The organism is Streptomyces sp. NPDC002476 (assembly GCF_042889785.1).
Lineage (GTDB): Bacteria > Actinomycetota > Actinomycetes > Streptomycetales > Streptomycetaceae > Streptomyces.
In genome coordinates this window covers 1-13,688 of sequence record NZ_JBIARH010000051.1, presented here as the reverse complement: position 1 = coordinate 13,688, position 13,688 = coordinate 1, and the positions used below count along the sequence as shown (strand labels likewise).

Annotated in this window: 1 protein-coding gene; it reads right to left on the bottom strand. The window is 72.2% G+C overall.

Annotated features, from left to right (window positions below):
• Nucleotides 1–5: 5 nt before the first annotated feature.
• Nucleotides 6–13,688, bottom strand: a 13,683-nt coding sequence (locus tag ACFYXM_RS33190; RefSeq protein WP_389295070.1) for an amino acid adenylation domain-containing protein, incomplete at its 5' end; no start/stop codon positions are given.

The following is a 13,688-nucleotide window of genomic DNA, read 5'->3' as shown; positions in this document are numbered from 1 at the left end:
GCGGCTCAGCCCCGCATCGACTCTTCGAGCTCCTGGAGGATGCGTTCCTCCACCGCGTCCGCGAGTGCGGCCACGGTCGGGGCGTCGTGGACGGCCCGGACGGTGAGGGACACACCGAACCGGGTCCGGATCCGGGCGGTGACCTGGAGGGTGAGGATCGAGTTGCCGCCCAGGGCGAAGAAGTCGTCCTCGGCGCCGACCCGTTCGAGGCCCAGCACCTCCTGCCAGATGGCGGCGACGGTCTCCTCGCCGGGGGTGCGGGGGGCGACGTACTCGGTCCCGGTCCGTACCGCGTCCGGGTCGGGAGCCGGCAGGGCGCGCCGGTCGACCTTGCCGTTGGCGTTGAGCGGCAGCGCGTCGAGGGCGACGAACGCGGCCGGGACCATGTAGGCCGGCACCAGGGCCTTGAGGTGGGCGCGCAGTTCGGCCGGGCCGAAGGCGTGGCCGTCGTGGAGGACGGTGTACGCGACGAGTTGGGGCGCGGCGCCGTGGTCCTGGCGTGCCATGACGACGGCGCGGGAGACGGCCGGGTGCTTGCGCAGGGCCGCCTCGATCTCGCCGGGTTCGATGCGGAAGCCGCGGATCTTCGTCTGTTCGTCGGCGCGCCCGGCGAACTCGATGTCGCCGCCGGGCAGATGCCGGGCCCGGTCACCGGTGCGGTAGAGCCGGTCGCCCGGCCGGTCCCCGTACGGGTCGGCGACGAACCGCTCGGCGGTCAGCGTGGGCCGGCCCAGGTAGCCGCGACCGACGCTCGGCCCGCCGAGGTACAGCTCGCCGGTGACGCCGACGGGCGCGGGCCGCAGCGTCTCGTCGAGGACGTACATGCGGATGCCCGGGTTGGGGCGGCCGATGGGGACGCTCGGGGTGTCGGGCAGGGTGTCGGCGTGCACCGGGTACAGGCACGACTCGACGGTCGCCTCGGTCACTCCGTACGTGTTGAGGACGGTCGTCGTCGCCGTGTCGGCGCGGTCCAGGAGGCGGCGGCAGTCGTCGGTGCGCCACAGGTCCGCGCCGACGGCGAGGACCCTCAGCGGCGGCAGTTCCTCGCCGCGCCGGGCGGCCTCGTCGGCGAGCGCGGTGGCGAGGGCCGGCACCGTGTCGAGGTGGGTGACGCCCGCGGAGCGCACGAGGTCGAGCAGGCGGCCCGGGTCGGTGACGGCGTCGGCGGGGGCGAGGACGAGCGCGCCGCCGTGGCACAGGGCGTGCACGAGGTCGGAGACGAACACGTCGAACGACATGCTGGCGACGTTGAGCTGACGCACCGGCCGCCCGTCGGTGAACCCGTAGGCGGCGTCCCACGAAGCGGCCCCGTGGCTGACGCTGCGGTGCTCGATCTGGACGCCCTTGGGCCGCCCGGTGGAACCGGACGTGTAGATGACGTACGCCAGGTCCCGGGGCCGCACCCGTGTGAGGGGGGCGGTGTCGGGGTGGCGGGCCACGGCGCGGCTCAGCGGTTCGGCGTCCAGCGCCAGGACGGGCGCGTCGGCCGTCGGCAGTGCCGGGGCGAGCGAGGACCGGGTGAGGACCATCCGGGCGTCGCTGTCGTCCAGCACGTAGGCGAGCCGTTCGGCGGGGTGGGCCGGGTCGAGTGGCACGTAGGCGCCGCCGGCCTTCAGGACGGCGAGGAGGGCTACGACCATCTCGGTGCCGCGCTCCAGGCAGATCGCGACGACAGCCCCGGGCCCGGCGCCGCGGGCGACGAGTTCGTGCGCGAGCCGGTTGGCGCGGGCGTCGAGCTCGGCGTACGACAGGATGTCGTCGCCGCACACCACGGCGTCGGCGTCCGGGGTTCGGCGGGCCTGCGCGGCGATCAGTTCGTGCAGGCAGGTCCCGTCCTCGTACGGGATGGTCCCGCCGCTCCAGCCGCCGGGCTCGACGAGCCGGGCGCGCTCCTCGTCGGGCAGCATGGACAGTTCGGCCGGGCGTACGGTCGGGCCCTCGGCCATGGCCCGCAGCAGCGCGCGGAGTTGGGCGGACAGACGGGTGACCCGGTCACGGCCGAACAGGGCAGGGTCGTAGGAGAGGTGCAGGGCGAGCCGGTCCGCGTCGGCGTACGCGGTCAGGTCCAGCGGATAGCTGGTGGTGTCGACGGCGGTGACGTCGGTGACGCGCAGCCCGTGGGCGGCCGCGGCCTCCTCGTTGCCCGGGTAGTTCTCGAAGACGACAATGCTCTCGAACAGATCGTTGCCTTGCGGGAGTTCGGTCGCGCACTCGCGGATTCCGCGCAGCGAAAGGTGTTCGAAGCGGTGGGCCTCCACCTGCTCGGCCTGGAGTCGGCGCAGCCAGTCGACGACGCTGCCGGACCCGCCGGTATCGGTGCGCACCGGCAGGGTGTTGAGGAAGTTGCCGACGGTCGATTCGATGCCCGGCAGGTCGGCGTGTCGTCCGGACACGGTCGCACCGAAGCACACGTCGGTCTCTCCGGCGTAGCGGGCGAGCATCAGCGCCCAGGCGCCCTGGACGACCGTGTTGAGGGTGAGTCCGTGCTCCCGCGCCATCCGCGACACGGCGGCCGCGTCGGCGGGGGCGAGTTCGGCCCGTACCCGCTCGGCGGCGTGTGCGCGGTGTCCGGGGGCCGGTGTCCGGTCGACCGGCAGCGGTGTCGGCGCGCGGAACCCGTCGAGGACCCGCCGCCAGTGCTCCTCGGCGGCCCGCGGGTCCTGGCGCTCCAGCCAGGCGACGTAGTCGGCGAACGGCGGCCCGGCCGCGACCGGGGCGCGTTCGCCGCACGTCAGCGCCGTGTACTGCGCGAAGACGTCCGCGAATATCCGGGAGGTGCTCCAGCCGTCGAGGACGACGTGGTGGAACGTCCACACGACGCGGACGACACCGGGCCGTTCCGGTACGAGCGTGATCCGCATCAGCGGCCCGCTGGTGAGGTCGATGCCGGTGGCCAGTTCGGCCGCCGCGACGGCGACGGGGTCCGCACCGGCCGGCTCGTGGCGAACGGTGAGCGCGGCCCGTCGGCGCACGACCTGGAGCGGCCGCGGCACGTCCTCCCACACGAGGTGGGTGCGCAGCGCGGGAGTGGCGTCGACGACCCGCTGCCATGCCTCGGCGAGGGACTGCGGGTCTCCGGCGCCCTCCAGCACGAACGACACCTGGTCGAGGTAGACGGCCGGGTCGGCGAGTGTGTGGAACAGCATGCCGCTCTGCAACGGGGTGAGGGGATAGACGTCCTCCACGTCCTGCGCCCGCCGCCCGGCCCCGACGACGGCGTCCACGGCGGCCTGGTCCAGCCGGGCCAGCGGGAAGTCGGAGGGCGAGCGCCCGCCTGCCTCGGGCCGGGCGCAGTGCCGCACGAAGCCGCTGATCTGGGCGACGAGGTCGTGTGCCAGACGTTCGACGGTGGCCGCGCGGTGCCGCTCGGTCGAGTACGTCCAGGTGAACGTCAGCCGTTCGTCCATGACGACACCGATCACGTCCAGTTCGTGGGCGCGCCGCTCGTCGGGGTGGTGGTCGCCTCCGACGGGCGGGAGCACCCGTCCGAGGAGACCGTCGGCGGACGGGGCTCCGCCGGGCCCGGCCGTGGCGTCGAACCGGCCGTGGAAGTTGAAGCTGATGCGGGGTGCGGGGTGGTCGGTGAAGGGGGTGTCGGGGGCGAGGTGGCGCAGCGCGCCGTAGCCGATGCCCCGATCGGGGACCGCGCGCAGTTGTTCCTTGACGGCCTTGACCGCGGCCCCGAAGTCGTCGCCGTCCCCCGCCTCGGGCAGGGAGGGCGCGAAGGGGTGGATGGTCGTGAACCAACCGACCGTACGCGTCAGATCGATGTCGTCGAACAGGTCCTCCCGCCCGTGACCCTCGTAGTCCACCGCCGTCCGCTCCCGCCCCGTCCACGTGCGCAGCACACGCGCCAGACAGGTCAGCAGGACGTCGTCGACCCTGGTCCGGTAGACGGGCGGCACCTGGTGGAGCAGCGCCGCCGTCGTCTCCGGGTCGAGGGTCACCTCCACGGTGGACTGGACGGCCATCGTGTTGCGTCCGTCGGGGAAGTCGACGGGAAGAGCGACGGCGTCCGGGGCGGCGGCCTCGTGCCAGTAGGCGACCTGGTCGTCGAACCCGCCGTCCGCGATGTGCCGGGCGAGCCGGTCGGCCCACTCCCGCACGGACGAGGTCCGTGCGTCGAGGCGCACCGCGTCCCCGGCGCGGGCCTGGGCGTACGCCGCCCCCAGGTCCTCCAGGAGGATGCGCCAGGAGACGCCGTCGACAAGGAGGTGGTGGGCCACGATCCCGAGGAGCGCGGGGCGGTCCGGGCCCCGGTCGCCCACGACGACGCGGAACAGCGGCCCCGAGGAGAGGTCCATCCCCGCCTGCGCGGCGGCGACCTGGACACGCCAGGTCTCGATGTCGCCGGTGTGGACGGTGAGGACGGAGTCCACGACGATGTCGCCGACGGGAGCGATGACCGCGGTCCACGCGTCGGCGCCGGGTGCACGGTGGAACGTGGAACGCAGTCCGTCGTGCTGCGCGACGAGCGCCGCCACGGCGGTCCGTAGCGCGGGCACGTCGACCTCGCCCGCCGACTCGAACGCCATCGACATGGCGAAGTGGTGCGGGGCCGACGGGTGGTGTGCGAAGAACCACTCACGGATCGGGGTCGCCCCGACCGGCCCGAAGACCGCCGGCCGGCCCCCGTCGGCCGCCGCGTCGGACGGGTCGACGGCGGAGGACGTGGAACAGACCGCGGCGAGGGCGGCGACGTTCTGCCGCTGGAAGACGTCCCGCGAAGTCAGGGTGATCCCGGCTCGACGGGCGCGGGAGACGACTTGGAGGCTGGCGATGGAGTCGCCGCCGAGGCTGAAGAAGTTGTCGTGGACGCCGACCCGTTCGACACCGAGCACGTCCGCCCAGACACCCGCGAGGATACGCTCGGCATCGGTGCGCGGGGCGACGTACTCCTCCCCCGCCTCCGCCTCCGGAGCGGGAAGTGCCCTGCGGTCGACCTTGCCGTTCGCCGTCAGTGGCAGGGCGTTCAGGACGACGAACGCCGACGGCACCATGTACTCGGGGAGTACGACCGCCGCGTACTCACGCACGACGGCCACGTCCACACTGCGCCCAGAGGCCGCGACCACGTAGGCCACCAGGCGTTTCATCCCCGGGCGGTCCTCCCGGACCTGCACCGACACCCGCCCCACCGATTCATGCCGGGACAGCACCGCCTCGACCTCGGCCAACTCGATACGGAATCCACGCACCTTCACCTGACCGTCACCACGGCCCAGGAACTCCAGCCGGCCATCCGCCCGCCACCGCACCACATCACCCGTGCGATACAACCGACCGCCCACACCGAAAGGATCCGCGACGAACCGCTCCGACGTCAGATCGGACCTGCCGTCATAACCACGCGCCAGACCCGAACCGCCCAGATACAACTCGCCGGGCACACCCACACCCACCGGCCGCAGCGCGGCATCCAGCACATACGCCCGAGTGTTGTCCATGACCGATCCCAGGGGGACGGCGGACCCGCTCGTGTCCTCGGCCCCGAGTCGGCCACAGAGCGCGAACGCGGTCGACTCCGTCGGACCATAGACATGGATCAGCTCCGTGTCCGGGCAGTGCTCAAGCATCCGCGCCATCGCCACACCCGACGCCGCCTCACCACCCGTCCACACCTCACGCAGACCCGCGAAACACCCCGGATCCTCCCCCGCCAACACATCGAACAACGCCTTCGTCAAGAACACCGACGACACCCCGGACCGGGCCGCCTCACGCACCACCGGCGCACTCAACTCCGCCTCCGCCACGACCACGGTCCCGCCATTCAGCAACGGCACCCACACCTCATACGTCACCGCATCGAACGAATGCGGCGAATGGAACAACACCGCCCCATGCCCACCCGAACCCCAACGACCGTCCGCCGCCAACGCAACGATGTCCCCATGCGTGACCGCCACACCCTTCGGCACACCCGTCGACCCCGACGTGAACATCACATACGCCAACGACCCCGACGAGACCAGAACAGGAAGCGCCAACGCATGGCTCGGCACCGCGCCGACGGGGACCGCCGGCACACCCCCGGCCTCATCCGCACCCCGGTCCGTGACCACCAGCCCAGCACCGGCCTGCGCCAGCACCTGCCGCACCCGCTCCTCCGGATACGAACCATGCACCGGCACATACACACCACCAGCCTTCAACACACCCAACATCGCCACGACCACATCAACCGACCGCTCCAACAACAGCCCGACCCTGCACTCGCACGACACACCACGCCCGACCAGCACCCGCGCCAACCGATCCGACGCCGCATCCAACTCCGCATACGTCAAAGCGACATCACCACACCGCACCGCCACCGCACCCGGTGCCGCGGCGACCCGGCGGGCAAACGCCTCGACCACCGACACACGACCGTCGAACTCCACCACCGCACCCCGACCGGCCTCCATAACCCGGTCCCGCTCCCCCGCACCCAGCATCGGCACCTCCGCCAACGCCACACCCGAAGCAGCCACCAACCCCTCCGCGAGACCCAACCAGTGCCCCGCCATCCGCTCCACCGTCACCGCATCGAACAAATCCGTGCTGTAGGAGACGACGGCGAACAGGCCCTCTCCGTCGGTGGGTTCGAACTCGATGTTGAGGTCGAACGGGCTCGTCTCGACCGGCGGCAGGACTTCCTCGACCAAGAGCCCCGGCAGTGCGAACGTCTCACGCGGCGCGTTCTGGAGGGTGACCGCGGCCTGCACGAGCGGGCTCCTGCTGGGGTCGCGTTCCGGGGCGAGGGCCTCGACGAGGCGGCTGAACGGGGCCGCCTGGTGCTCGAAGGCGGCCAGGGTGGTCTCTCGTACGTCGTCCAGCAGCATGCCGAAGTCGGCATGGGCGTCGATGCGGGTGCGCAGCACGAGCGTGTTGACGAAGAAGCCGACCAGCGGTTCCAGCTCGGTGCGCTCGCGCCCCGAGACGGCCGTTCCGACGGCGATGTCGTCCTGGCCGCTGTAGCGCGAGAGCAGCAGCTGTGTGACCGCGGTCAGGGCCATCGACAGGGTGGCGTCCTGCGCGCGTGCCGCGTCGGCGAGTGCCGTGGTGAGACGCTGTGGTACGCGGAAGGAGTGCAGGGCGCCGCGCCCCGTCCGCACGGCGGGGCGGGGTCGGTCGGTGGGCAGCTCCAGGGGTTCGAGACCGTCCAGCCGCTCCCGCCAGTGGTCGAGGTGGGGCGCGAGGGCTTCCTCGGTGAGTCGCGCACGCTGCCAGACCGCGAAGTCCGGGTACTGAAGGGGTGGTTCGGGCAGCGCGGGGTCACCGTGGGACGCGTCCACCGCCGCTGCGTAGAGGGCGCTCAGCTCGCGCGTTATCACGCCCATGGACCAGCCGTCAGTGACGATGTGATGCATCGTCAGCATGAGGGTGGGCTCGTCCCGTCCTGCCCGCTCGACGAGGAGCGCGCGGAACAGCGGTCCGGTGCGCAGGTCGAACGGCTGGGCGGCCTCGGCCCTCAGGGTGCGTTCGTGCGCGTCCTCGCTCGCCGCCCGGACCGTGCGCACGGGCACGTCGAGGGTTTCGTGGACGTGCTGGGTGCCGCCCCGGCCGTCTGCGGCGTCGAAGGTGGTGCGCAGTGCCTCGTGGCGGGCGACGAGCCCGGCGACGGCGGTGCGCAGGGCGGCGGTGTCGACGACACCGGTGAGACGCAGGGTGGTGACGACGTTGTACTCACAGCCACCGGGGGTGAAGGCGTCGAGGAACCAGAGCCGTTCCTGCGCGTAGGAGAGCGGCAGCGGGCCCGCGCCGCGCGGCGCCGGGGTGATCGCGGCTTCCGTCGTCGCGCCCGGCGTGGCGGCGCAGGCGGCGGCCAGCGAGGCGACCGTGGGATGGTCGAACAGGGCGCGCGGCGAGAGGTCGGCGCCCAGCGCGGTGCGCAGCCGGGAGGCGGCCTTGAGGCTGGTGATGGAGTCGCCGCCGAGGTCGAAGAAGTCGTCGTGCCGGCCGACTCGCTCGGTGCCGAGCAGTTCGGCCCAGACTGCGGCGATCCGCTTCTCGGCCCCGGCGTGCGGGGCCTCGTGGATGGCGGCGGTGGCGTGCTCGGGGGCGGGCAGGGCGCGCCGGTCGACCTTGCCGCTGGAGTTCAGGGGCAGGGCGTCGAGGACGACGTACGTGGAGGGGACCATGTACGAGGGGAGCAGGACCGCGGCCTCTTCCCGTACGCGGCGGACGTCGAGGCCGGCGGCCGTGGCGTCCTGCGTCGCGGGGACGAGGTAGGCGACCAGCCGCTTGGAGCCGCTGCCGCCCGGCCGGTCGGTGGTGACCGCCTGGACGCTCACCCGACCGATGCCGTCGCAGCGCGCGAGGGCGGCCTCGATCTCGGCGAGCTCGATGCGGAAGCCCCGGATCTTGACCTGCCCGTCGCCCCGGCCCAGGAATTCGAGGCGGCCGTCGTGGCGTCGCCGGACGATGTCGCCGGTTCGGTAGAGCCGACCACCCGCGGGACCGAACGGGGCGGCGACGAACCGCTCGGCGGTGAGACCTGGACGGCCGTCGTAGCCGCGGGCCAGCCCGGGGCCGCCGAGGTACAGCTCACCGGGCTGGCCGGTGCCGACCGGGCGCAGCGCGGCGTCGAGGACGTAGGCGAGCGTGTTGTCCATGGGCAGGCCGAGCGGTACGGCCGCACCGTCGGCGAGGTCGGCGGCGTCGAGCGGGCCGCAGACGGCGAAGGCGGTGGCCTCGGTGGGACCGTAGACGTGGACGAGCCGGGTGTCGGGGCAGTGCTCCAGCATGCGTCGCATCGCCGGGCGGGAGGCGGCCTCGCCGCCCGTCCACACCTCGCCGAGACCGGAGAAGCAGGCCGGGTCCTCGTCGGCGAGGGCGCCGAAGAGGGCGGTGGTCACGAACAGGGCGCTGGCGCCGTTTTCGGCGACGGCGTGGCGTACGGCGGTCGCCGTGAGGTCGCCTTCGGCGACGACGACCGTGCCGCCGTTGAGGAGCGGGGCCCAGACCTCGTAGGTGGCGGCGTCGAAGGAGTGTGAGGAGTGGAACAGGACGCGCTGCTGCGCATCGTGCGTCCAGCGGCGGTCGGCGGCGAGGGCGGCGATGTCGCGGTGGGTGACGGCGACGCCCTTGGGCTCACCGGTCGAGCCGGAGGTGTACATGATGTACGCATCGGCGTCCGGGGCGACATGCGGCGGCTCGTCGGCCGGGGCCGTGGTGTCGCCGCCGGGGATGTCGGAGACGTCGAGGGTCGGGATGCCGCCCGGTGCCGGGAAGACGCCGTCGGTGAGGAGCAGCAGGGCGCCGCTGCGGTCGAGCATGGCGCGCATCCGGTCCGCCGGGTGTCCGGAGTGCAGCGGGACGTAGGCGGCCCCGGTCCTGAGCACGGCGAGCATGGCGACGACGACGTCCGCCGAGCGGTCGAGCAGCAGTCCGATCCGGGATCCCCGGCCGGCTCCGCGCGCCCGCAGCGCGCATGCCAGGCGGTCCGCACGTTCGTCGAGCTGCCGGTAGGTGAGCGTGCCGGACGCGCCGGTCACGGCGACCGTGTCGGGAGTGTCGGCGACCCGTCGTGCGAAGAGTTCCGGCAGTGAGGACCCCGGCACCGCGGTCGCGTCGAGCGTGCCGGTCCAGGCACCGTCCAGAACGCGGGTCAGCTCGTCGGCACCGGTCAGCGGCAGGGTGCCGAGGGTGGCCGCGTCGCCGGCGTCCGCCAGGGCCTCCAGGACGTGGGCGTAGCGGGCAGCGAGCAGCCGGATGGTGGCGGCGTCGAAGAGTTCGGGGTCGTAGCCGAAGGTGAGCAGGAACTCCCCGGTGGGGCGCGCGGTCAGGGTGAGCGGGTAGTTGGTCGACTCGGCGGCGTCGAGCCCGGAAAGGGTGATGCCGTGGCGCGCGGTGGCGGCGGTGTCGACCGGGTAGTTCTCGACGACGACGAGGCTGTCGAACAGGGGCGTGCCGGACGGCAGGCCGGGCACTTCGATCTCGTGCAGGGCGACGTACTCGTACGGGCGGGCCGCTGCCTGGGCGTCGCCGAGGCGGCGCAGCCAGCCGCCCACCGGCTCGTCCGGCGGCGTGACGACGCGCACGGGCACGGTGTTGATGAACAGTCCGACCGTCGACTCCGCACCCGGCAACTCCGCTGGACGGCCGGAGACGGTCGTGCCGAACAGGACGTCGTGCGTTCCCGCGTACCGGCCGAGCAGCAGCGCCCACGCGCCCTGTACGACGGTGCCGACGGTGACGCGGTTGCGCCGGGCGAAGTCCGCGACCGCGTGCGCGGTGGCGTCGGGAAGGCCGAGGATGACACGTTCCCCCGAGCGTGCGTGCCGGGAGCCGCGCGGCGAACGGTCGTACGGGAGCGGCGTCGGCTCATCGAAGCCTGCGAGGCGGCCGGTCCAGAAAGCATGCCCGGCGGCGTGGTCCTGTGCGGCGAGCCATCGCAGGTGCTCACGGAACGGCTCCCGGGGCGGCAGAGGTTCGCCCGCACAGAGGGCGGCCACGTCGGAGAGGACGGCGGCGCTGCTCCAGCCGTCCATGAGCAGGTGGTGGAAGGACCACAGAACGCGGACGGCGTCCTCCTCGACCCGTACGAGCGTCAGCCGCATCAACGGCGCGTCGAGGCCGGTGAGGACGGACCGGTCCGCGGCGAGCAGGTCCGCGAGCAGCGATTCCTGTTCGTCGGCGGTGCGATCGGTCCAGTCTGCGTACGTCACCGGCAGTGGCCGCGTCCCGGCGCGATGGACGACCTGGACGGGCTCGGCGACTCCCTCCCAGACGACGGAGACGCGCAACGCGTCCGAGGCGTCGACGACGGCCCGCCAGGCGCGCGCCACGGCCCCGATGTCGCCCACGCCCGCCATGACGAAGGTGAACTGCTCCAGATAGGCGGGCGATTCGGGCGATCCGGCCGCGTCGAGCGTGTGGAAGAGCATGCCCGACTGGAGCGGGGTCAGCGGGAGGACGTCCTCGATGGCGCGGGCGTCGCCGACGCGCGCGGCGATCGCGTCCACCTCGTGCTGGGCGAGGCTGACGAGGGGAAAGTCCGACGGCGTGCAGCCGGAGGGGCCCTCGGGCGCGGTGCAGTGCGCGATCAGGGAGCGCAGCTCGTCCGCGTACCGGTGGGCGAGGTTCTCGACGGTCGTGAGGTCGTGAAGATTCTCGGAGTAGGCCCAGATGAAGGTGAGGACGCCGTCCTGGACCGCGCCGACCACCTCGATCAGATGGGTGCGCCGTTCGCCCGGGTGGTGCTCGCCGCCGGGGTTGAGGACGAGGGAACGGTGCAGACCGGAAGGCCCCTCGTCGAAGTGCCCGAGGTAATTGAACGCCATGTCCGGAGCGTCGCCCAGGCCGGTGGCGTCGCCGAGGTGACGCAGGGCGCCATAGCCGATGCCCTGGTCGGGCACGGCCCGCAGCAGCTCCTTGACCGCCTTCACGGTGTCGGCCCAGTCGTCGTCGCCGTACGCAACGGGCAGGGCGAGCGGATGGATGGCGGTGAACCAGCCGACGGTACGGGTGAGATCGACGTCGTCGAAGAGTTCCCCGCGGCCGTGCGCCTCCAGGTTCACGGCCCACCGGGGAGCGGCCCCGCCCTCTGCGGGTCTAACGGCTCCGCCCGTCGCCCAGGGGCCGGCAGCGCGGGTGAGGGCGGCGAGGAGTACGTCGTTGGGGCGCGTGCGGTACGCCCCGGGGACGTCGAGCAGCAGGGCCCGTGTCTCCGCGGCGGACAGGGAGACCGAGACCGTGCGCTCGGAGCCCACGGTGTTGTCACCGCCGGGGCGGTCGACAGGGATCCGAGACACGACCGCTGCGGTCGCGTCGCGCCAGTACGCCAGCTGAGCATCGAAGCCGCCACGGGCGGTGTACGCGGCGAGTCGGTCGGCCCACTGCCGCACGGAGGTGCCCTTCGGGCCGAGGTCGACCGCCCGGCCTGCGGAAGTCTGCTCGTAGGCGGTGCTCAGGTCCTCCAGCAGGATGCGCCAGGAAACGCCATCCATGATCAGGTGATGCGCCACGGCGACGACGTGCACGGGTCCGGTCGTCGCGGTCCGGACGAGCACGCGCAACAGGGGGCCGGTGGCGAGGTCGAGCCCGGCCTGTGCGTCGCGGACGAGCGCCTGCCAGCGTTCCTCTGCCTCGGCGCCGGTGTCGGTGTCGCTGTCCTCGGGGAGCGTATGGAAGGTGAGAACGGCGTCGAGGTCGATGTCGGGAGTGATCCGACCGGTCCAGACGCCTTCCCCGTTCTGGACGAACGTGGAGCGCAGGGCGTCGTGCTGGGCCGCCAGGGCCGCGACGGCGGTGCGAAGGGCCCCGAGGTCGATGTCGTCCGGGAGGGTGAAGGCGGCAGCCATGTTGAAGTGGCCGGGGGCCACGGGGTGGGTCTCGAAGAACCACTCCCGTACGGGGGTCGGGGCCACGACGCCGATGACCGTACCGCTCTCGGTCAGCCGGGGACGGAATGTGGCATCGGCATCGAGGGGGCGGGCGTGCGGGGCGAGGGTGGAGATGGTGGGGTGCTGGAAGACGTCCCGGGACGAGAGTGACAGACCGGCGCGGCGGGCCCTTGAGACGACCTGGAGGCTGATGATCGAGTCGCCGCCGAGGTCGAAGAAGTTGTCGTGGACACCGACTTGCTCCAGCCCGAGAACCTCGGCCCAGACGGATGCCAGGACCTGCTCCGTCCCCGTGCGAGGAGCGACATACCCGGCCTCGTCCCCGGCGAACTCCGGGGCGGGCAGAGCCTTGCGGTCCAGCTTCCCGTTCGCGTTCAACGGCAACTCGTCCAGCACCACGAACGCCGACGGCACCATGTACTCGGGAAGCGCAACTGCCACGTGCTCACGCACCCCGGCGATATCCAGCCCGGAACCGTCGGCCACCACATACGCGGCCAGACGCCTCACCCCCGGCCGATCCTCACGAGCGACAACAACGGCCCGGCCCACCTGCTCGTGCGCAACCAGAACACTCTCGATCTCACCCAGCTCGATCCGGAAACCACGCACCTTCACCTGGTCATCGCCACGACCCGCATACTCAAGCGACCCGTCCACAAGCCAACGCACCACATCACCCGAGCGATACAGCCGACCACCCTCACGGAACGGATCAGCGACAAAACGCTCCGCCGTCAGCCCCGGACGCTCGTGATAACCCCGCGCCAGACCACCCGCAAGATACAACTCACCCCACACACCCACCGGAACCGGACGAAGGAAGGCGTCGAGCACATACGTGCCCTTACCCGCCACATTCCTGCCGATCGGCACCATCGACCCGGCACTCTCCTCGTCCCGATCCGAAAACCAGCCGGTCGCATAGACGGTCGCCTCGGTCGGACCATACAGATTCGCGACCGCCGCACCCGGCATCACCCGACCGATCCGCTCCCGCAGACTCGACGAAAACGCCTCCCCCGCCAAAACCACCAGACCCGCGTCCACCCGGGCGTCCTGCTCCAGCACCGCCGCGAACGCCGACGGCACCGCCGACACCAACGAACCCGACCACGACCCCCGCTCCGCCAGAACCAGAACATCCGGCACCACCTCCAACGTCCCACCCGCAGCCAGCGTCCCGAACAACTCGAACACCGACACATCAAAATTCAACGACGTCGAGAACAACACACGCGAGAACCGACCAGCCCCCAACGACACCGCCCACTCCACCAGCCCCGCCACCGACGCATGCGGAACCACCACACCCTTCGGACGACCCGTCGAACCCGACGTATAAATCACATACGC